The sequence below is a fragment of the Actinomadura sp. NPDC048955 genome (assembly GCF_040649435.1).
Lineage (GTDB): Bacteria > Actinomycetota > Actinomycetes > Streptosporangiales > Streptosporangiaceae > Spirillospora > Spirillospora luteofluorescens.
Window position 1 is genome coordinate 1 of record NZ_JBEZJI010000053.1, and the last position, 20922, is coordinate 20922.

A 20922-nucleotide genomic window follows, 5' to 3' on the forward strand; every position below is an offset into this window, starting at 1 on the left:
CCCCGCCGTGTCCGCACCCTCCAACGTGGTCAGATCCACCATCGAGATCGCCAGATCGATCGCCTCGGCCTTCGCCGACGTCTTGACCGACCGGGTGGCGAGCCGCGCCGCCCGCTCCTCCGCACCGACCTGGTCCACACCCGGCAGGCCGTGCAGGAAGGCGCGCAGCTCGGCGGCGCTGTTCAGAGTCTCCGTTGACACTCCCCAAGCATCGCCGAACGACGCCCCAGGCACAAAACGGGCGCTCAGCGCAACGGTTCGGTCGTCCAGCGGGCCGGGTCGGCGCCGAGCGGAGTGGTCCGGCGGTACAGGCCCGTCAGTCCGCCCCCGGCCTGGAGGCGGCGCAGCGGCTCCCCGGTCGCCTGGAGGCCGACGTCGAACCCCCGCACCCCGTAGACATTGAGGATCTGCGACTTCGACGCGGGCACCCGGCCGATCGTCGGCCCGGGGTGCGGCAGCCGCGTGTCGAACGCCGGATGCCCGTCGACGGTCGTGTTGGCGTCGGAGGACCGGCCGCGCGGACGGGCCGGGGTCAGGGAGATGATCAGCTCGCCGTCCCGCCCGGGGACGGCGAAGGAGAACATGGCGTCCGGAAGCGTGCCGGCCCAGACCCTCGTGATCTTCAACCCGCCCGGGAGCCCGGTGACGCGCACGGGGAACGCCGCCGGCCGTCCGCCGTCGAAGCCCACCCCCGCCGCGATGCGCTGGACGGTCGCCGAGTCGGCGACGGCGCGGTCGTTGACCGACAGCAGCGCCCAGGTCTTCGGGCGGTACTCCCACCGGAACTCCGCCGCCACCTGGGCCGACCCCGGGCCGCCGGGCTTGATCGACCAGTAGGCGGGGCGCCCGTTGACCGGCGCCGCCCTCGTCAGGCGCCCCTTGCGTCCTCCCGGCAGCCGCGGGACGCCCGGCCGCACCCCCGGCGGGAGCACGCTCAACTCGATCGCCATGCTCCCCGGCCCGCGCCCGGCGGACGCCGTGAACACCGTCGCACGCTGCTCGTCCTGCGTGACCCGCGTCCGCGCGTAGCCGGGGGGCAGCCACCCGAAGGCGGCCTTCTCCACCAGCGGGCTCGGATACTTGGCCGTGACCACCACCCCGCTCGAACGGTCACCGGACGACGGGAGCAGCGCGACCACCGCGACGGCCGCGGTGACGCCCACGGCGACGACGGCGGCGGCCGCCCTCCTCGTCCGCCGGATCCGCCGGGCCCGCGCCACCGCCGCCGCGACGTCCACGGCCGAGGCGGGGGCGGGGGCGTCCGCGAGGCGTTCCAGGCTCTCCTTGAGGTCGTTCATGCCGGCTTCTCCCCTTCCGCGAGATCCCATGCCGGCTCCAGTGCGCGCCGCAGCGCGTCCAGACCGCGCGCGGTCTGGCTCTTGACCGTCCCGGCCGAGCAGTCCAGGACGCCGGCGGCCTGCTCGATCGACAGGTCGCAGTAGAACCGCAGCACCACGGCGGCCCGCTGCCTCGGAGGCAGCGCCGCCAGCGCCGACCGCAGGTCGATCCGGCCCGCGTGGTCGGCGGACTCGGCGGCCTCGTCCGGCATCCGGTCGACGACCCGGACCCGCTGCCGCCAGCCGCCGCGCTGCTCGGCGAGGAACACCCTGACCAGCACCGTCCGCGCGTAGCCGTCGAGGTTCTCGGCCGCCGACGCCTTCCGCCAGTGCAGGTACAGGCGCGTGATCGCGGACTGGACGAGGTCGTCCGCCCGGTGCCAGTCCTGGCACAGCAGGTACGCGACCCTGCGTAACCACGCCATCCGCGACGTCACGTAGGCGGTGAACTCCTCGTCACGGCTCGCCGACCGCGCGCTCCTCGACTGCTCCACACCTTCCTGATGCGCCGGCCCCCGCGAAAGGTTGCACGCCCGCGCCCGGAACTCCTCACAGGGCGACCCGGGCCCAGACCCATTTGCCGCGCGGCTCGGTGGGGACCACGCCGCACTGCGCCGCCAGCTCCTCGACGATCAGCAGGCCGCGGCCGCCCATGCCGTAGTCGTAGCCCGGGTCGGGGGCCGGGGTCCGCGGCGGGGCGTCCGCGGACGGCGCCGGACGCCTGCACACCGGCCGCCGGTCGCAGGCGTCCCACACCTCCAGGAGGACCCCGCGCGCCTCCCGGGTGAACCGGACGCGGATCTCTCCGTCGCCCGCGTGCCGGACCGCGTTCGTCACCAGCTCGCTGGCGATCAGCGCCACGTCCCCGGTGATGCCAGCCATGCCCCAGGAGGCGAGCCGCAGCGACAGCTGCATCCGGACCTGGGCCGGGGCCGTCCACGCCGCCAGGAACGCCGTGTCCAGCCCGTGGTCGGCGACGGCGCGGGCGCTCACCCGGCCGCCCCGGCGCGGCCCCGCCCCTCCGGTAACGCCTCCGCCGGTTTCTCCAGCAGTTCGCCCGCGATATCCGCCATGGCCGGAATTGCCCTTCCGGTCAAGGGTCCGGCCGGGGTGATCTCCCGCGTCCGGGCCCGCCTCGTCTCGAAACTCGAGGATCGGTCACGGAGAGTGGACGAATGAACACCGTTCCCGGGACGTCCAGAACGTTTTCGAGTTAATTTTGAGAACGTCCCGCCCGTCCGTTAGAGGGGTTGCAGGCGTGACCAATGACGCGCTACGACAGGCCATGACCCGTGCGAGACTGACGGAGCGGGATCTCGCCGAAGCATGTCAGGTGGACGCGAAGACGGTGGCCCGGTGGGTGGCCGAGGAAGGTCGCACGCCACACCCGCGTCACCGCTGGGCGGCCTCGGACGCCTTGGGAGTTGATGAGGGCATGTTGTGGCCCGACGCCATCCGCAAGAACATGAAGATCGGAGCGGACCGCGAGGTCGTCGCGGTGTACCCCTACCGCTCCGCCTGCCCCAGAGCCGTCTGGCGCCGCCTCATCAGCGGAGCGACCAGGGAACTGACCTTCGCCGGCTACACCAACTACTTCCTCTGGCTGGAGATCCCCAATCTCGGGGCCGCGCTGCGCCGCAAGGCCGAACGCGGTTGCGAGATCCGATTCCTGCTCGGAGATCCCGAAAGCGAGACCACCCGGCGCCGCGAGGAACTCGAATCCGTTCCGCTCACCGTGAGCACGCGGATCAAGGTCACTCTCGACGAGCTGGCCAAGATCCTGAAAACCCCCGGCATCGACATGCGCTTCGGTGACGAGCACATCGCCATGAGCGTCTTCGTCTTCGACGACGAAATGCTGGTCACGCCGCATCTCGCCTTTCTCGTGGGCCATGACTCCCCCATGTTCCACATAAAGCGGCAGCAAGAAGACGGGTTGTACGACCGTTTCGCCTATCACGTCGCCGAGCTCTGGAACGGCGGGCGCGCCACCACCGAGCTCGCGGCCCAGTAGCGGCGGCGCCTCGTCACCGGCGGCGCTTCGTCACCGGCGGTGGCCGGCGCGGGCCTCGGCGGCGGCCTTCAGGTCGTCCAGCCAGGCGCGCAGCCCCTGCCCGAGGATCTCGGTGGCCAGGGGGACGTCCGCTTCGACCTGGTCGCCGGTCCAGGTCTCCTCGGTGTGCACGCGGACGCCTCCCCTGACCCTGGTGAAGGTCCACAGGTGGACGCCCTCGTCGATGCGGACCCCGTCGCCGATCGCGGGGCCGCTCCACAGGATGCAGCCGCCGTGCCGGAGCTGCCGGACGGTGGAGGTGATCGTCAGCGTCGTGGCGGGCGTCGTCGGGGTGGGGGGCGCGGGCGTGGTCCACCGGAACCGCGACCCTCTGCGGAGGGGGCCCGGGTCGAGGCGCTCCATGGACAGGACGGGCCGCTGCCAGTCCGGCCAGCGCTCCACGTCCGTCTGGAGCTCGAAGACGGTGCTCAGCGGCGCCTTGATCAGGATGTCGGTCCGGTAGCGGATGCGGGCGGCGGGGTCGACGCCCTCCCCGCGGCACTGCGGCTTGGCCCCGTCAGGCCGAGCCCCGCCATGGCGGGCAGCGGCGTGGACCGGAGCGGCGTGGGCGGCAATGACGGTTCCCGCGAGCAGTCCGGCGGCGGCGAGCGAGAGCGTGATCACGGTCGCGCGCGTCCGCCGGCCGGACGGGACCGGGAAGGGACGACTGGACATGGCGTTCCTTTCGATAGAAGCTCCTGCTTTCGTTAGAAGTTATAACCGCACGGGCCGCCGGGCGTCAACGGGTTCAGTGATACCTTCTAACTAATTCTTGGCGGTGTAGCTTCGGCGGCGGAGAGGGGCCCGTCATGGCGGCGGCGGAGACCGGGAGCCCGCGCGAGCGCTACCGGGCGCAGGTGCGTGCGGAGATCAAGGAACGCGCGTGGGAGCAGATCGCCGCGGCGGGCGCGTCCGCGCTCTCCCTCAACGCGATCGCCAAGCGGGTGGGCATGAGCGGGCCCGCGCTCTACCGCTACTACGCCGGGCGCGACGAGCTGATCACCGAGCTCGTCCGGGACGCGTACCGGAGCCTCGCCGGCACGCTGCGCTCCGCGTCCGAGGCGGGCGCCGGCCTGGCGGGCCTCGCGCACGCGGTGCGGAGCTGGGCCCTGGAAGACCCTCACCGGTACTTCCTCGTCTACGGCACCCCCGTGCCCGGCTACCACGCGCCGGACGACACCACGGCCGTCTCGGACGAGATCATGGCGATCCTGCTCGACGCCTGCGCGGCCTCCTTCCCGGAGGAGCCCGCCACGCCGTTCGGAGCGCATCTGGAGGGCCACCGCGACTGGGCGGGCGATCATCCGGCGCCGCCCGCGGCCCTGCACCGCGCCCTGACGTTCTGGACCCGCTGCCACGGCGTCCTGTCCCTGGAGCTCGCGGGCCATTTCGCCGGGATGGGCTTCGACCCGGCGGAGCTCTTCGCGGCCGAGGTGGACGGCCTGGCCACGCGCTGACCCGGCGGTCCGGACGCCCCGGGCCGCGACGCGAACCACCCCCGCGCCCTCGGTGCCGGAGAAAATGGCGCTAATATTGGTGCGAATATAGGCACCCGTCGAGTCCCGGCGGGCATCCGGAGGGGAGTCCCCGTTGGTGTCCCGAGGGAGCGGTCGTGCCGCCGATGACCAGAGCCCGGCCGACCGGCTGCGCGCGCTGATCCTCGCGGGCGAGATGGCCCCGGGGCAGCGGCTGGTGGAGGGCGATCTCGCCGAACTGCTCCAGGTGAAGCGGGCGGCCGTCCGCACGGCGCTGGTGGAGCTCACCGCCGAGAGACTCGTCGAGCGGATCAGGAACCGCGGGGCCCGGGTCCGCGTGATCACCGTCGCCGAGGCGATCGCGATGTACGAGTGCCGCATGGTGCTGGAGGGTCTGTGCGCGCGCAAGGCCGCGCAGAACGTCACCGAGGACGAGGCCGGGGAGTTGCGCGCGATCGGCGCGAGCATGGAGGCGGCCGTCCGGGACGGGGACCCGCTCCGGTACTCGCAGCTGAACGAGCGGCTGCACGCCCGGATCCGGGAGATCGCGGCCCAGCCGGTCGCGATGGAGATGCTGGAGGGCATGCACGCGCAGCTGGTCCGGCACCGCTTCCGGCTGGCCCTGCGCCCCGGGCGGCCGGGAGAGTCCCTGCCCCAGCATCTGCGGATCATCACGACCGTCGCCGGCGGGGACGCCGAGGCCGCCGAGGCGGCCATGCGCGAGCACGTCCTCGATGTGATCAGGGCCCTCGGCGAGGGCGACGAGCTGGCGCTGGGACCGCTCCCGGCCGAGTGAGGCCGCCGGCGGCCGGGCGCCTCAGCCGCGGGGGAACGCCGTCCCGTCGAACAGCTTGCGCGCCGTCCGCACGACGCCGCTGCGCCGTACCGCCGGCGGCTCGGCGGCCGGGTCGACGTCCACCTCGATCACCAGGTGCCCCGTCGGGTGCTCGACGTCCACGCGGGTGCCACCGGCCGGCCAGGACGCGGTGAGGTCGTGGCCGACGGCGCCGGGCAGGCGCACGGCGGTCACGGCGGAGATGGCGCCCAGCACGCCGATCGCGGTGTGCGGGCTGACGGGGATGAACGTCCGGGTGGCGAGCATGCCGCCGTCCCCCGGCTCGGCCACCAGCGTGGTCTTCGGGACGGACGACGAGGTGACGTCCCCCAGCCCCATCAGCGCACCGGCCCGGATCCGCAACCGGTCGACGCGTTCCAGCAGCCGCCGGTCGGCGGCCAGCGCATCGTGGGACTCGTGGCCGCTCAGGCCGAGCGACGCGGCGGCGACGACGACCACCGGCATGCCGTTGTCGACGCAGGTGACGGGAATCCCGTCGACCACGTCCCGCACGCTGCCCGTGGGGAGCAGCCGGCCGGTCGCCGACCCGACGGTGTCGGCGAACTCCAGCACGACCGGCGCCGCCGTCCCCGGGACGCCGGCGATCGCGGTGCCGCCGGCGTACCGCACGGCGCCTCCCGGGGTGGGGAAGCGCGTGCGGGCCACGCTGCCGGAGTTGACCATGCGGACGCGCACCACGGTCTCGGGGTCGCCGGCCGGAACGAGCCCCCGCTCCACGGCGAACTGCCCCACGCCCGCCAGGAGGTTGCCGCAGTTCTGCCGGTCGCTCACCACGGCCTCGTCCACGCCCACCTGGAGGAAGAGGTAGTCGACGTCGGCGCCGGGACTGGTGGAGCGCGAGACGACCGCGACCTTGCTGGTCAGGGAAGTCGCCCCGCCCAGCCCGTCGATCTGCCTGGGGTCGGGCGTGCCCATGACGCGCAGCAGCAGATCGTCCCGTTCCGCGGGGTCGGAGGGAAGGTCGCCGGCGAGGAAGTACGCGCCCTTGGACGTGCCCCCGCGCATGAGCATGCAGGGCACGCCGCCGTCCGCCGTTCCCGCCGTCACGAGGCGCTCCCGATCGCGCGGTCCTCGGCCGCGCGCTCCGCGGCGTACTCCTGGGCGGTGACATAGCGGACGCCGAGCCGGACGAGCGTGGCCCGCAACCCGTACCGGTCCAGGCCGAGTTCGCCCTCCCGGAAGGCGGCGCGTGCCGCCTCCTCCTTGTCCGCGCGAGCCTGGGACGCCTCCAGCGCCCGGTCGACCGCGGCCCGGGGGACGCACACCACCCCGTCGTCGTCGGCCAGGACGGCGTCCCCCGGGCGGATCGTCTGCCCGCCGATGACGACGGGCGTGTTGACGCACCCACCCGTGGCCTTGACGGATCCCTGCGCGCTGACCGCGGCGGACCACACGGGGAAGCCGAGGCGGTGCAGGTCGTCGACGTCGCGGACCCCGGTCGCGGTGACCAGCCCGCGCACCCCCCGCTTCATCAGCGCCGTGGCGAAGAGCTCCCCGAACAGGCCGTCCGCGCAGTGCGAGGTCGTCGCGACGACCAGGACGTCGCCGGGGCGGCACTGCTCGACGGCGGCGTGGACCATGAGGTTGTCGCCGGGCCAGCAGAGCGCGGTGACGGCCGTCCCGCCGATGCGCGAGCCGAGATGCACCGGCCGGATGCCCGGCCCGAGGTACCCGGCGCGGCCCAGCGCCTCGTGGACGGTGGCCACGCCGTGGGCGGCCAGCGCGTCGACCCGGTCCAGCGGGGCGCGCGGCGGGTCGGTGACGATCACGTTCTCCATCAGGACTCCTCCCGGATCCGGCCGCCGCTCATGCCAGCGCCCCCGTGACCTGCGGGTAGAGCCGCGTGTAGGCCTCGCCCATCGTGGCGTGCGGCAGGCCGAGGTTCGGCCCCGCGTTCCGCTTCAGCTGCACGCCGCGCCGCCGGGCCAGATCGGTGTAGTAGTCCCACATGTGCTGCTGGGCGGGCAGGCACTCCATCGCGGCGCGCTTGCGCTCGAACGTGGACGTGATGTCGAGCAGGACGTCGGGGCGGAACTCGCACATCTCCGGCTGGTGCGGTTCGAAGCAGAACACCGGCGGGGCGCCGAGAGGGTCGCCCGGCGCGTCGTACCCGATCGCCTGGGCGAGGACGCGCGCCTGCAGGGCCATGCGGGCGGCGGCCGGGTGGTCGCCGTTGTAGGGGTCCGCGAGCGTGTGGGTCAGGACGACGCTCGGGGCCACGTCGCGGTAGACGCGGACGAGGCGGTCGACCAGCTCGGGGGTCTCCCGCAGGGGGTAGTCGCCGGCGTCGAGGAAGACGACCTCGGCGCCGAGGGCCTTCGCGGCGTTCTCGGCCTCGGCGCGCCGGATCTCCTTGATCTCGTCCAGCCGCCTGCCCTCACGCCAGGCGCGGGCGGACTCGCCGCGCTCGCCGTAACTCAGGCAGACGACGGTGGCTCTCTCGCCCCGTTCGGCGGCCAGCGCGATCGCGCCTCCCGCGCGCCAGACGAAGTCGCCGGCGTGGGCGCTGACGACCAGAAGCGATGCCGGGCTCTCCGGCGGACGTGTGGACATGCTCTACCTCATCTCTGGGGGCTCCTCGCCCGCCGACCCGGGAGGACTCTTCGGGGGTGCGGCGGGGCGCCTCAAGTGGCGGGCCGACTTCAGCATGTGAGGTGCTCGACGGATTGTCAACAATCTGGGTGCACAAAATTGTTCGCCAGAATAGTTGACAGCGCGCCGGGGGCGCGCCAACCATAGGGCCACCCACCTTTACCCAGGTCAACGGAGGGAGTGGGCTATGACCGCAGTCGACATCGGCGCCGCCGATGAGGAGCTGGCGCCCTCTGCGCGCATCGATCCGATCACATTGGAGATCCTCTGGAGCCGGCTGATCGCCATCGCCGACGAGGCCGCGACGACGCTGAAACGAACGGCCTTCTCGCCCATCGTCACGGAGTCCAACGACTTCGCCTGCGTCGTCTTCGACGCCCGCGGCAACGCGATCGCCGAGAACACCATCGGCATCCCGAGTTTCAACATGACGATGGGCGTGACCCTCGCGGAGATGCTCGCCTGGCGCCCCGCCGACCAGTGGCGGCCCGGCGATGTGGCCTGCACGAACAACCCTTGGATCACCTCCGGGCACCTGCCCGACGTGACGGTCGTCGCCCCGGTCTTCCGGGAGGGCCGCCTCCTCGGCTGGACCGGCAGCATCGCCCACATGGCCGACATCAGCGGCGCCCTCTGGTCCGCCGACACCCGCTCGGTCTACGAGGAGGGCATGTTCATCCCGCCGATGCTGCTCATCGAGCAGGGCGAACTCAACGAGACGCTGCTGAGGATCCTGCGGGCGAACCTGCGCATGCCGGTCGAGGTGGTCGGGGACCTGATGGCGCAGGTCACCGCCGGCAGGACCGCCGCCCAGCGCCTGGTCGAGTTCGCCGACGAGACCGGCGTCGAGTCCCTCGACGAGATCTCCGGTGAGATCTGCCGGCTCTCCGAGCAGTCGATGCGCCGGGCGGTGGCCGCGATCCCCGACGGGACCTACCGCGCCGCCCACGACCTCGACGGGACGATGGACGGGGAGGCCGTCCATCTGGAGGTCGCCGTCACCGTCCAGGGCGACGCCATGACGGTCGACTACACCGGCACCTCTCCCGAGGTGACGCGAGCGCTCAACGTGGTCAAGCCCTACACCGACGCGTACACCTGCTATCCGCTCAAGTGCGTGCTCGACCCGAACACCCCGCGCGCCGAGGGCTCCTACCGCTGCATCACCGTCTCGGCCCCCGAGGGTTCGATCCTCAACCCGCGCTACCCCGCGCCGGTCAACGCCCGCCAGCTCGTCGGCCACTGCCTGGCCATCACCCTCTACAAGGCCCTGGCGCCCGTCATCCCCGACCGGGTGATCGCCGAATCGGGCAGCGCACCGTCGCTGCGCGCCGTGATCTCGGGCCCGCGCGACGAGTCCGGGAGGCAGTTCACCGCCATCCCGTTCATCAACGGAGGCATGGGGGCCCGCCCGGTCGCCGACGGCCTGTCCACGACGTGCTTCCCCTCCAACATCGAGGCCGGCTCCATGGAGGCCCTGGAAGCCACCGCTCCGCTGCGGATCCGGCGCAAGGAACTCCTCCCCGACTCCGGCGGCGCGGGCATGTTCCGCGGCGGGCTCGGGCAGAACGTCGAGATCGAGCTGCTCGCCCCCGGCGAGTGCACGCTCTCCCTCTTCGTGGAACACGTCCGCAACCGCCCCGAGGGCATCCTCGGCGGCCACCCGGGCGGGGCCTCCCGGGTGACGGTCAACGGCCGCGGCGACGGCTTCCCGCTCAAGGGACGCAGCAGGATCCGTCCGGGAGACCGGATCAACATCGACTATCCGGGCGGCGGCGGCTACGGCGACCCGGCCGAGCGCGACCGCGACGCCGTCCGGGCCGACGTCCATGCCGGACTCGTCTCGGAGACCGCGGCCCGGGAGGTCTACGGACTGTGAACGAGAACCAGGTACCCAGAATCGCCGGAGTCGACGTCGGCGGAACGTTCACCGACGTCGCCGTCCACGACCCCGTCCGCGGCGTGGTGGAGGTGCACAAGCTCCCCACCACCCCGGACGACCCGACCGACGCCATCATCGACGGACTGAACGCCCTCGGCGGGGCCCCGCTCGTCGTGCACGGCACGACCCTCGTCACCAACGCGCTGATCGAGCGCCGCGGCGCACCGACCGGACTGATCACCACCACCGGGTGGCGCGACGTCCTGGAGATCGCCAACGAGCTGCGCTACGACACCTTCGACCTGTTCCTGCGCCGCGCCGAGGCGCTGGTGCCCCGGCACCTGAGGCTGACGGTGGACGGGCGGATCGGGGCGGACGGCTCCGAGGTCGAGCCGCTCGACGAGGACGCGGTGCGCGAGGCCGGCCGCCGGCTCCTCGACCAGGGCGTGCGGGCGGTCGCCGTCGGGTTCATCAACTCCTACCGCAACGGGGTGCACGAGCGGCGCGCGGCCGAGATCCTGCGGGAGGCGTTCCCCGAGCTCACGGTCTGCGCCTCCGCCGACGTGGCGCCCGAGATCCGGGAGTACGAGCGGTTCTCCACCGCGGCCGCCAACGCCTTCGTGCAGCCGCTGGCCACCCGGTACCTGCGGCGGCTCGCCGACCGGCTCGGCACCCCACCGATGATCATGCTGTCCGACGGCGGCATCACCACGGCCCGCGCCGCCTCCGAACGGCCGATCGCCCTGGTCGAGTCCGGACCGGCCGCCGGCGCCATGGCCGCCGCCCACATGGCGACGACCTGCGGGTTCGAGGACGTGGTCGCGTTCGACATGGGCGGGACGACCGCGAAGGTCTCCCTGGTCCACGACGGCGCGCCCGCGCGCACCCACCTGATGGAGGTGGCCCGCGCCCACCGCTTCAAGCGGGGCAGCGGGTTCCCCGTCCGGGTCCCGACCGTCGACCTCATCGAGATCGGCGCCGGCGGCGGCAGCATCGCCTGGATCGACGACCTCGGGCTGCTCAAGGTCGGCCCGCGCAGTTCCGGCGCCGTCCCCGGCCCCGCCTGCTACGGCAAGGGCGGCACCGAGCCCACCGTCACCGACGCGGACCTGGAGCTCGGCTACCTCGCACCGGACAGCTTCCTCGGCGGCGCCATGACGCTGGACACCGCCGCCGCGGGACGGGCCCTCGACGCGCTGGCCGCCGGCCTGCGCACCGACAGGCGCGCCACGGCCGCCGGCATCGCCGACGTCGTCAACAACGCCATGGCGACCGCGGCCCGCCTCTACATCTCCGAGCAGGGGCGCGACCCGCGCCGCTACCGGATGGTCGCCTTCGGCGGGGCCGGGCCCGTGCACGCCTACGACGTCGCCCGGCTCCTCCACATCGGGGAGGTCGTCTTCCCGCGCGGGGCCGGTGTCGCGTCCGCGATCGGCATGCTGGTGGCGCCCCGTGCCGTCGAGTGCACGACGTCGCTGGTCGTCCCCCTCGACGAACCGGACTGGGACGCCGTGGACGCCGTCCTGAAGGACCTGGAGGGCCAGGCGCGCGCCCAGCTCGACGAGGCGGACGTCGACCCCGCGGACGTCAGGCTGGAGGCCGCGGCCGACATGCGGTACGTGGGCCAGGGATACGAGCTGACGGTGCCGATCCCGCTGGACGTCGTCCGCGGCCACGACACGGCCGGCCTGGTCGAGGCCTTCGAGACCGAGTACCGCACCCGGTTCGACCGGGTCCTCAAGGACATGCCCGCCCAGGTCATCTCCTGGCGGCTGCGCGCGCTCTCCTCGCCCGTGGTGAAGACCGTGGAACTGGCCACCGGCGCCACCGCGCACTCCACGGACCCCGTCGGCTCCCGCCCCGCGTACTTCGCGGAGATCGGCGACTACACGGACACACCGGTGTACCGCCGGGCGGCCCTCGCCCCGGGCGGCACCGTCAGCGGGCCCGCGCTGATCGAGGAGACCGAGTCGACGGTCGTCGTCGGCCCCTCCGGATCAGTCCGGGTCGACGACATGGGCAATCTCGTCATGACCATCACGAGCGGAGACGGCGAATGACCACCTCTCAGCGCCCCGAGCCGATCTATCCGACCGGCATCCTGCCGGACAAGTACACCGACACCGCGATGTACGAGGCGATCGGCAAGGCGACCGACCGGCGCACCCTGGTCGAGGAGTTCACCCTCCCCATCCGCACGGGGAAGGCGTGGCGCGTCGAGGCGGGCCAGGTCTGCCGGGTGTCGACGCCCGAAGGCCCGCAGGTCGGCGACTTCAACTTCTTCAACGCGGAGAACCCGCGCGAGCGGTTCTGGGCCGCGCGGACCCGCCAGATCCAGGGGACGCACGTCACGACCGGCGACCGCCTGTGGTCCTGCCTGCCCTACCTGCGGCCGATGCTGACGATCACCGGTGACAGCGTCGCCTACGGCGTCGACGAGTACGGCGGCGGCTGCCACGACCTGCTCGGCTCCCGCTGCGACCCGCACATGAAGAAGCTGCTGACCGGCGAGGACGTGGACGACCACTGCCACACGAACCTCGTCTCCGCCGTGGAGCCGTTCGGGCTGGGCGAGATGGACGTGCACGACGTGCTGAACGTCTTCCAGCTGACGGGGCTGGTCGACGGGAAGTACTACACCGCGGCGTCCCCCGCGAAGGCCGGCGACCACATCGAGTTCCTGGCCGAGATCCCCCTGCTGTGCGCGCTGTCGAACTGCCGCGGCGGCGACCTGTCCCAGCCCCGCTGGGGACCGGGCGCGCAGGACACCACCGAGCACTGCCGCCCCCTGCACATCGAGATCTTCGATCTCGAGCCGTCCCTGCTGGACGACTGGACCATGCCCGAGCCGTCCTCCTACGGCGGGCGCCGAGGACACAGCACCACCCGAACGAGGACCTCATGAACGTACTGCGACACTCTCCACGACGTGACCGCGCGCTGCTCCTGGCCGTCTCCGCGGCGGTGGCCCTGACGGCCTGCGGAGTCACCTCCGCCGAGGACGGCAAGGGACCCGACACCGGGGCGGCCCTCAAGATCGACGCGATAGCCGTCGACAAGAAGGCGCAGGCCGAACTGCCGGAGGCGATGAAGAAGTCCGGCACCCTGAAGGTGGCGAGCGAGCTCGACTGGCCGCCGTTCTCCTACAAGGACGACAGCGGTCAGACCACGGGCATCGACGTCCTCATGGTCCAGGCGATCGGCAGGAAACTCGGCCTGAGGACCAGCATCGCCGACCTGGGCGCCGACACCATCATCCCCAGCGTGCAGAACGGCCGCTACGACGTGGCGGTCAGCCAGCTCGTCACCACGCCCGAACGGCTCCGGGCGGTGAACTTCGTCGACTACATCCAGAACACGCTGGGGATCATCCAGCACAAGGACTACTCCCCCCAGGTCACCCCGGGCGACATGTGCGGGAAGACCTTCGTGGGCACCCAGGGGACCGGGCCGCTCGACTTCACCCGGCAGTACTCCGAGAAGGAGTGCGCCGCCAAGGGCAAGCCCAAGATGACGATCCACGTCTTCGACAAGAGCGCGGCCACGATCCTCGCCGTGGGCAACAAGCGCGGCGTCTTCCTCACCAACCGCGCGGTGGGCGAGTACGTGGCGGCCACCTCGGGCAACGGCCTGGTGATGGGCAAGGAGACGATTCCCGGGTCCCGAACCCTCTCGGGCATCGCCTACTCCAAGAAGCAGCCCGAGGTCGGAAAGGCCGTGCAGGCCGCACTGCTGTCCCTGATGAACGACGGCACCTACCAGAAGATCCTCGAAAGGTGGAAGGTCACCGACCAGGCCCTCAAGACGAGCGAGATCCGCAATGAAACAGGGTCCTGACGTCGCGCGGCCGTCCGCCTCCGGGGGCGGGCGGCCGAACCGCCCGCGCGCCCACGAGATCGTCCCGCCCCCCGATCCGAGCGAGGCGACACCGGTCGAGGCCGGCCGCGCCCGGGAACCGGGCAACTGGATCGCCTGGCTGCTCGTGGCCTTCGTGGCGGTGTGGCTGACCCACGCTTTGTTCACCAATCCCGGGTTCGAATGGGACGTCGTCGGCCAGTACCTCTTCGCGCCCGAGATCCTCAAGGGCACCGCCGTCACGGCGCAGCTCGTCGCCCTGTCGATGCTCATCGCGATCGCGCTGGGGATCGTCCTCGGCGTGATGCGCCTGTCGAACAACTCGGCGGCCTACCTCGCCTCGAGCGCCTACGTCTGGTTCTTCCGGGGCACGCCCGTCCTGGTCCAGCTGATCTTCTGGTACAACATCGCGACGCTCTACCCGCACTTCAAGCTGGGGATCCCCTTCGGGGGCCCGGAGTTCGCCTCCGTCGACAGCAACCGGGTGATGACGTCCTTCACCGCGGCCGTGATCGGGCTGAGCCTCAACGAGGCGGCGTACTACGCCGAGATCGTCCGCGCGGGCATCCTCTCGGTCGACCGGGGGCAGACCGTCGCCGCCAGGGCGCTCGGCTTCACCCCCGTCCAGGTCGTCCGGCGCATCGTGCTCCCGCAGGCGATGCGGGCGATCGTCCCTCCCACCGGCAACCAGATCATCGCCATGCTCAAGTACTCGGCCCTGGCGAGCGTCATCGCGGTGCCCGAACTCCTGCACTCAGCCCAGACCATCTACAACCGCACCTTCGGCACGATCCCCCTGCTCATCGTCGCCTCGATCTGGTACCTCGTCCTCGTCACGGTCCTCTCGATCGGCCAGCGCTACGTGGAGCGGTACTTCTCACGCGGTCACCTCGACGACGGCATCGACCGCTTCGCCGCCCTCAAGCGGCGCATGCCCGTTCTGCGGAAGCTCTAGGAGGAGGGCCGCATGGAGCAACCGATGGTGCGCGCCGACAACGTGCACAAGTCCTACGGCGCCACGCCCGTCCTCAACGGCGTGTCCCTGACGGTCGAACGCGGCGAGACGGTCTGCGTGATGGGGCCGTCCGGGTCCGGGAAGAGCACCTTCCTGCGCTGCATCCACAACCTGGAGACGATCGACGCCGGGCGCATCCGGGTCGACGGGGAACTCGTCGGCTACCGGGAGGGGAGGGGCGGACGCCTCCAGCACCTCGGCGGCAGGGAGGTCTGCCGCCAGCGGTCCCAGATCGGCATGGTCTTCCAGCACTTCAACCTCTTCCCGCACATGACCGTGCTGGAGAACGTCACCGCCGCCCAGATCCGGGTGAAGGGGGTCAGGCCGGGCGAAGCGGAGGCCACCGGCAGGAAGCTCCTCGCCGACGTGGGGCTCGCCAACAAGGCCGGCAGCTATCCCCGGCAGCTCTCGGGAGGGCAGCAGCAGCGCGTGGCGATCGCGCGCGCCCTCGCGATGGACCCCAAGGTGATGCTGTTCGACGAGCCCACCTCCGCGCTGGACCCCGAGCTCGTCGGCGAGGTCCTCGCGGTGATCCGCGACCTCGCCCGCACCGGCATGACGATGATCGTCGTCACCCACGAGACCGGGTTCGCCCGCGAGGCCGGCGACAGCCTCGTCTTCATGGACGAGGGCCGCGTCGTCGAGGTCGGCCCCGCGCGCGACGTGATCGCCGACCCCCTGCACGAGAGGACCCGCGGGTTCCTCTCGACGATCCTGTGAAAGGCGGCACGGCATGAAGGACCACGTCGACGTCGCGATCGTCCAGTTCGATCCGCGCCCGCTCGACCTGGCCGGCAACCTGGAGGCCATGGCCGCCGCCGTGCGGGCGGAGGCGGCCGCCCGGCCCACCGACCTCGTCGTCTTCCCCGAACTGGCCACCACCGGCTACCTCCCGCCGGACTACGGCGACGACTTCCGGCGCCGGCTGGCCGCCGCCGCCGACACCATCCCCGGCCGCACCACCGAGACGCTCGGCCGCGTCGCACGCGAGACCGGAACCCACGTCATCGTCGGCCTGGCCGAACGCGGGGGCGGCGAGGAGCTGTACAACACGCTCCTCCTCATCGGCCCGGACGGCGAGACCATCGGCGCGCACCGCAAGGTGCACCTGTGGGACCAGGAGCCGAAGTACTTCGCTTCCGGGCACCGGTTCGACGTCCTGGACACCGGCCTCGGCCGCGTCGGGCTGTCCGTCTGCCACGACTCGCGGTTCCCCGAGGCCACGCGCCTACAGGTCGTGGCGGGCGCCGAGATCCTGGTCTGCGTCTTCGCCTACGCCCCCGACCCGGGCGTCCCCGCGGACATCCTCGCCCACCGCGCGGTGACGCGCGCGTGGGAGAGCACCGCGTACTACGTGCTCGCCAACCGTCTGGGCAGCGAGCACGGCGCGGACTTCGCAGGCCTCAGCGTGGTCACCGGGCCCACGGGCCAGATCCTCACCGGCGCCCACGGCCCGCGGGATCCCGTGGTCCGCGCCCGCCTCCACCACCGGCCACTGGCCGATGCCCGCCGCACCGTGGACGTCGCCCGCGAGCGGCGGCCCGACATCTACGGCGACCTCTCCCCCACCTCACCGGAAACGTCAGCCATGAGCCAGCAGGAGCGCCCGTGACCGTCTTCACCTCATCGGACCGCGTGCGGGAGGTCCTCCGGCACTCCCTGCGGCCCTCCACCCGCCCGCCGGCGGACGTGATCTCCCTGGCGTCGGGCGAGCCGGACTTCGCGACGCCCGAGCACATCCGCACGGCGCACGCCGCTGCGGTCGAGGCGGGCGCCACCCACTACGCGGCCTGGAACGGCGCCCCCGACCTCCGGGAGGCCCTGGCCCGGCAGGCCGGCGGCCCCGGCCGGCCGGCGCGGGCGGCGGACCAGGTCCTCGTCACCCACGGCGGCAGCGGAGCCCTGGCCGCGGCGATCCTCGCCTGCGTCGACCCCGGCGACCGGGTCGTCATCCCCGTCCCGACCTACTCCCTCTACGCCGACCTGGTGCGGATGGCCGGGGGCGAGCCCGTCCTCGTGCCGCAGCGCGACGACCTGCACCTGGACCTGGACGCGGTGGCCGCGGCCGCTCCCGGCGCCCGGATGGTCGCGATCTGCAACCCGTGCAACCCGACCGGCGTCGTGTACTCGGCGGACGAGCTGACCGGGCTGCGGGACATCGCCGAGCGGCACGACCTGCTGGTCCTGGCCGACGAGGCGTACGACCAGATCGTCTACGACCCCCGGCGATTCACCTCCGTCCTGGACATCCCCGGCCTCGCCGAGCGGGTGCTGTACGTCCAGACGTTCTCCAAGACGTACGCGATGACGGGCTGGCGCATCGGATACCTCGTCGCACCGCCCGACGTGGTCGCCGCGGCCGCCGTCGTGCACACCCGCATGGCCGGTCCGCTCAACACCGCGGTGCAGCACGCGGCGCTGGCGGCTCTCACCGGGCCCCAGGAGACCGTGCGGCAGATGCTGGACGAGTACAGGGAGCGACGCGAGCTGGTGACGCGGCTGCTCGACGGCGTGCCCGGCACCCGGCTGCGGGCCCCCGACGGCACCTTCTACGCGTTCGTCGGGCACGACCCGCGGCTGACGTCGGTGCAGGTGGCCGCCACCGCCCGCGAGCGAGGGGTGGCGATCCGCCCGGGAAGCGAGTTCGGCGGTGAGGGCTCGGTCCGGCTGTCGTTCGCCACGGACCGGGAGACCCTGACCAAGGGGCTCCTCATCCTGCGCGACATGTTCGAGGACATGGCGATCGCCTGATCCGGCCGGAGGTTTCCGCTTCCGACCAGTGGAAACTTCGATCACATGAGCCAGCGAACCCACGAGCACGTCGACGAGCGGACGGCCCGCAAGGTGGCCGAGGAGGCCCGGGAGGCCGAATGGCGGCTGCCGAGCTTCGGCAAGCAGCTGTTCCTCGGCGACCTGCGCCTCGATCTGGTCCATCCGCATCCCCGGCCGTCGCGGGAGCAGCGGACGAAGGGCGAGGAGTTCCTCACCCGGCTCTCCGCGTTCTGCGCCGCCGAGGTCGACCCGGCGCGGATCGAGCGGGAGGCGCGCATCCCCGACGAGGTGGTGCGGGGCCTGCGCGACCTCGGCGCGCTCGGCATGAAGATCCCGGAGAAGTACGGGGGGCTCGGGCTCAGCCAGCTCTACTACGGCCGCGCGCTGATGGTGGCAGGGTCGGTCAGCCCGGCGCTCGGCGCGCTGCTGTCGGCGCACCAGTCGATCGGCGTCCCGCAGCCGGTCAAGATGTTCGGGACCCGGGAGCAGAAGGACGCCTGGCTGCCGCGCTGCGCCCGGGAGGTCAGCGCGTTCCTGCTCACCGAGCCCGACGTCGGCTCCGACCCGGCGCGGCTGCGGTCCACCGCCGTCCCGGACGGCGACGGCTACGTCCTCAACGGCGTCAAGCTGTGGACGACCAACGGCGTCGTCGCCGACCTCGTCGTGGTGATGGCGCGCGTGCCGAAGTCGGACGGGCACCGCGGCGGCATCTCCGCGTTCATCGTGGACATGGCCACGCCCGGCATCACCGTCGAGAACCGCAACGCGTTCATGGGGCTGCGCGGCATCGAGAACGGCGTCACGCGGTTCCACGACGTGCGCGTCCCGAAGGCGAACCTGATCGGCGCGGAGGGCGCGGGCCTGAAGATCGCGCTGACCACGCTCAACACCGGGCGGCTGTCGCTGCCCGCGATCTGCGCGGCGGGCGGCAAGTGGGCCGCCGGGATCGCGCGGCAGTGGTCGAGGGAGCGGGTGCAGTGGGGGCGGCCGGTCGGCGAGCACGAGGCCGTCGCGACCAAGATCGCGTTCATCGCGGCGACCGCGTACGCGATGGAGGCGATGCTCGACCTGTCCGGGCAGCTCGCCGACGACGAGCGCAACGACATCCGGATCGAGGCGGCCCTGGCCAAGCTGTGGTCGTCGGAGATGGCATGCCGCGTCGCCGACGAGCTGGTGCAGCTGCGCGGCGGCCGGGGCTACGAGACGGCCGAGTCGCTGGCGGCGCGCGGCGAGCGGGGCGTGCCCGCCGAGCAATTGCTCCGCGACCTGCGGATCAACCGGATCTTCGAGGGCTCCAGCGAGATCATGCATCTGCTGATCGCCCGCGAGGCCGTCGACGCGCACCTGTCGGTGGCCGGGGACATCATCGACCCGGACGCCTCCACCGGGCGCAAGGCGCGGGCCGCGGCGAAGGCGGGCGGGTTCTACGCGCGCTGGCTGCCGACGCTCGTCACCGGCGCCGGGCACCGCCCGAACGCCTACGCCGAGTTCGGCCCGCTGGCCCGGCACCTGCGCTACGTCGAGCGGGCGTCCCGCAAACTGGCCCGGTCGACCTTCTACGCGGCGGGACGCTGGCAGGGAGGCCTGGAGTACCGGCAGGGGTTCCTCGGCCGCATGGTCGACATCGGCGCCGAACTGTTCGCGATGAGCGCGGTCTGCGTCCGCGCCCACGCCGACGCCTCCGCGGAGGGGCCGCTCGGCAGCACGGGCGCGAACGGCATGGGGCCGGCCACGGCGCCCGGCAAGTCCGCCCTGCTGCTCGCCGACGCGTTCTGCCGCCAGGCGCGCGTCCGCGTCGAGGAGCTGTTCGAGGGGCTGTGGCGCAACACCGACGCGATGGACGTCAAGCTCGCGCGGGCCGTCCTCGCCGGCGACTTCGCCTGGGTGGAGGAGGGCGTCCTGGACCCGTCCATCCCGGGGCCGTGGATCGCGCCGTCCGAGCCGGGCCCGAGCGGCCGGGAGGACGTGCACCGGACCATCGGCTGACCCGGCGGGAGATCGGGCACGACACGCCCGGCGGGCCGCCGCCGCGAGAGGGCGTCCCGCCGTCCCGGGGCGTCCGGCTTCGGCGCGGGAGTAGACTGACCCGACCTTCGCGCCAGAGATCGAGCCGTCCCGACGGGGCGGGGGAACGGTCCGGCGAACGAGAAGCCGAACGCCAACGCACCCAGCGAGCGGGAAGTAATGCAGTCATCTGGTCAGAAGAAGTCCATCGCAGGCACCCTCCTCAGCCTCCTCGGCAGCGGCCCGAAGAAGGCCGGACCGGCCGCCGGGCCCGCCCCTGACGGGGACGTCGTCCAGCCCGCCGCCGGAGAGGGCGCGCTGGAGAACCATCTGGGCGGGGACGAGGCCCGCAACTACCGCGAGTACGAGTACCAGACCGTCGCCCCGCACGTCGGCCGCTCCATGCTGGAGGTCGGCTCCGGGCTCGGGCACTTCTCCGAGCAGTTCGCCGGGCGCCTCGACTACCTCGTCGTCAGCGACAACGACCCGTACTGCGTCGGCGAGCTTCGCAAGCGCTACGAGGGCAACGACGACGTCGAGGTCATCGACCTGGCCCTGCCCGCCGACATCACGATCCGGCGCAAGGTCGACACCGTCGTGATGATGAACGTCCTGGAGCACATCAAGGACGACGTCCAGGCGCTGCGCGACCTCGCCGCCGTCACCGAGCCCGGCGGCCGCATCGTCATCTGGGTGCCCGGCTACATGCAGCTCTACGGCGACTTCGACCGCAAGGTCGGGCACGTCACCCGGTACACGCCGGCCACGCTGGAGGCGTCGGTCCGGGAGGCCGGGCTCGTCCCCGAGGTGCTCAAGCCGATCAACTTCCTGGGCGGGATCGCCTGGTGGTTCGCGGTCCGCCGCGGCGGCGCCGGCTACCCCGACCCCAAGCTCGTCAAGATCTACGACCGGACGGTGGTGCCGCTCACCCGCACCATCGAACGCTTCGTCAAGCCGCCGTTCGGCCAGACGGTCATCTGCGTCGCGCGGGTCCCGCGCTAGCGCCGCGTTCCTCGCGCGGACGGGGACGGGTCACCACCGGTGGCCCGTCCCCGTCGCTTTTTTCTTGACGCCGAAACGG

Annotated in this window: 20 protein-coding genes and 1 pseudogene; 13 read left to right on the plus strand and 8 right to left on the minus strand. The window is 72.4% G+C overall.

What is annotated here, in order from left to right; all coding sequences use genetic code 11:
- The 4 genes and pseudogenes from AB0C84_RS35100 to AB0C84_RS35115 all read right to left on the minus strand — a co-directional run.
- Positions 1–201: pseudogene (locus tag AB0C84_RS35100) on the minus strand (deoxyribose-phosphate aldolase); the annotation flags it as partial.
- A gap of 44 nt (positions 202–245) precedes the next feature.
- Positions 246–1298 carry a hypothetical protein gene (locus AB0C84_RS35105; protein WP_361074734.1) on the minus strand — a complete coding sequence of 351 codons (1053 nt, stop codon included), beginning with the start codon at positions 1296–1298 and terminating at the stop codon, positions 246–248.
- Positions 1295–1831: a SigE family RNA polymerase sigma factor gene (locus tag AB0C84_RS35110; RefSeq protein ID WP_312879238.1), complete on the minus strand. Its 537-nt coding sequence runs from the start codon at positions 1829–1831 to the stop codon at positions 1295–1297. Before AB0C84_RS35110 ends, AB0C84_RS35105 begins: the two co-directional genes overlap by 4 nt.
- Before the next feature lie 55 nt (positions 1832–1886).
- Entirely contained in the window at positions 1887–2330 is a 444-nt protein-coding gene (locus AB0C84_RS35115) for an ATP-binding protein (protein ID WP_361074736.1), read from the minus strand.
- Positions 2331–2595: 265 nt separating this feature from the next.
- Here AB0C84_RS35115 and AB0C84_RS35120 point away from each other — a divergent pair, with 265 nt between their 5' ends.
- Positions 2596–3351, plus strand: a complete 756-nt coding sequence (locus tag AB0C84_RS35120; RefSeq protein WP_361074738.1) for an XRE family transcriptional regulator — start codon at positions 2596–2598, stop codon at positions 3349–3351.
- Between the two features lie 30 nt (positions 3352–3381).
- On the opposite strand, the gene AB0C84_RS35125 is transcribed toward AB0C84_RS35120, so the two are convergent.
- Positions 3382–4065: an SRPBCC family protein gene (locus AB0C84_RS35125; RefSeq protein WP_361074740.1), complete on the minus strand. Its 684-nt coding sequence runs from the start codon at positions 4063–4065 to the stop codon at positions 3382–3384.
- A gap of 134 nt (positions 4066–4199) precedes the next feature.
- Between AB0C84_RS35125 and AB0C84_RS35130 the strand changes: the two genes are divergently transcribed.
- Together AB0C84_RS35130 and AB0C84_RS35135 are read left to right on the plus strand one after the other, a co-directional pair.
- Complete coding sequence (locus AB0C84_RS35130) at positions 4200–4847, plus strand: TetR/AcrR family transcriptional regulator (RefSeq protein WP_361074742.1); 648 nt, start codon at positions 4200–4202, stop codon at positions 4845–4847.
- A 136-nt stretch (positions 4848–4983) separates the two neighbouring features.
- Positions 4984–5661 (plus strand): GntR family transcriptional regulator, encoded by a 678-nt coding sequence (locus AB0C84_RS35135; RefSeq protein ID WP_258944674.1) that lies wholly within the window; start codon positions 4984–4986, stop codon positions 5659–5661.
- Between the two features lie 21 nt (positions 5662–5682).
- Here AB0C84_RS35135 and AB0C84_RS35140 read toward each other — a convergent pair whose 3' ends face one another.
- From AB0C84_RS35140 to AB0C84_RS35150, 3 genes are read right to left on the minus strand one after another with little or no spacing between them, the layout of a single operon-like run.
- A complete protein-coding gene (locus AB0C84_RS35140; protein ID WP_361074744.1) occupies positions 5683–6768 on the minus strand; it encodes a 4-oxalomesaconate tautomerase in 1086 nt (361 codons plus the stop codon).
- Positions 6765–7499: a 4-carboxy-4-hydroxy-2-oxoadipate aldolase/oxaloacetate decarboxylase gene (locus tag AB0C84_RS35145; protein WP_361074746.1), complete on the minus strand. Its 735-nt coding sequence runs from the start codon at positions 7497–7499 to the stop codon at positions 6765–6767. The genes AB0C84_RS35140 and AB0C84_RS35145 overlap by 4 nt, the downstream gene beginning before the upstream one ends.
- 28 nt (positions 7500–7527) lie before the next feature.
- Entirely contained in the window at positions 7528–8274 is a 747-nt protein-coding gene (locus AB0C84_RS35150; RefSeq protein WP_179844193.1) for a PIG-L deacetylase family protein, read from the minus strand.
- A gap of 226 nt (positions 8275–8500) precedes the next feature.
- Between AB0C84_RS35150 and AB0C84_RS35155 the strand changes: the two genes are divergently transcribed.
- From AB0C84_RS35155 to AB0C84_RS35200, 10 genes are all read left to right on the plus strand, one after another.
- Positions 8501–10192, plus strand: a complete 1692-nt coding sequence (locus tag AB0C84_RS35155) for a hydantoinase B/oxoprolinase family protein (RefSeq protein WP_361074748.1) — start codon at positions 8501–8503, stop codon at positions 10190–10192.
- The gene (locus AB0C84_RS35160) at positions 10189–12255 is read left to right on the plus strand and encodes a hydantoinase/oxoprolinase family protein (protein WP_361074750.1); all 2067 of its coding nucleotides are present in this window, start codon (positions 10189–10191) and stop codon (positions 12253–12255) included. The genes AB0C84_RS35155 and AB0C84_RS35160 overlap by 4 nt, the downstream gene beginning before the upstream one ends.
- 68 nt (positions 12256–12323) lie before the next feature.
- Positions 12324–13100: an urea carboxylase-associated family protein gene (locus AB0C84_RS35165; protein ID WP_361074821.1), complete on the plus strand. Its 777-nt coding sequence runs from the start codon at positions 12324–12326 to the stop codon at positions 13098–13100.
- Positions 13097–14032: a transporter substrate-binding domain-containing protein gene (locus AB0C84_RS35170; protein WP_361074752.1), complete on the plus strand. Its 936-nt coding sequence runs from the start codon at positions 13097–13099 to the stop codon at positions 14030–14032. The genes AB0C84_RS35165 and AB0C84_RS35170 overlap by 4 nt, the downstream gene beginning before the upstream one ends.
- Positions 14016–15005, plus strand: a complete 990-nt coding sequence (locus AB0C84_RS35175; RefSeq protein ID WP_361074754.1) for an amino acid ABC transporter permease — start codon at positions 14016–14018, stop codon at positions 15003–15005. The genes AB0C84_RS35170 and AB0C84_RS35175 overlap by 17 nt, the downstream gene beginning before the upstream one ends.
- Positions 15006–15029: 24 nt before the next feature.
- Positions 15030–15785 (plus strand): amino acid ABC transporter ATP-binding protein, encoded by a 756-nt coding sequence (locus AB0C84_RS35180; RefSeq protein WP_258944725.1) that lies wholly within the window; start codon positions 15030–15032, stop codon positions 15783–15785.
- Between the two features lie 13 nt (positions 15786–15798).
- Complete coding sequence (locus AB0C84_RS35185) at positions 15799–16677, plus strand: carbon-nitrogen hydrolase family protein (protein ID WP_361074756.1); 879 nt, start codon at positions 15799–15801, stop codon at positions 16675–16677.
- Entirely contained in the window at positions 16674–17816 is a 1143-nt protein-coding gene (locus tag AB0C84_RS35190; RefSeq protein WP_361074758.1) for an aminotransferase class I/II-fold pyridoxal phosphate-dependent enzyme, read from the plus strand. Before AB0C84_RS35185 ends, AB0C84_RS35190 begins: the two co-directional genes overlap by 4 nt.
- A gap of 45 nt (positions 17817–17861) precedes the next feature.
- Positions 17862–19823, plus strand: coding sequence for an acyl-CoA dehydrogenase family protein (locus AB0C84_RS35195; protein ID WP_361074760.1), 1962 nt, complete (start codon positions 17862–17864; stop codon positions 19821–19823).
- Positions 19824–20021: 198 nt separating this feature from the next.
- Complete coding sequence (locus AB0C84_RS35200; protein ID WP_361074762.1) at positions 20022–20843, plus strand: methyltransferase domain-containing protein; 822 nt, start codon at positions 20022–20024, stop codon at positions 20841–20843.
- Positions 20844–20922: the final 79 nt, after the last annotated feature.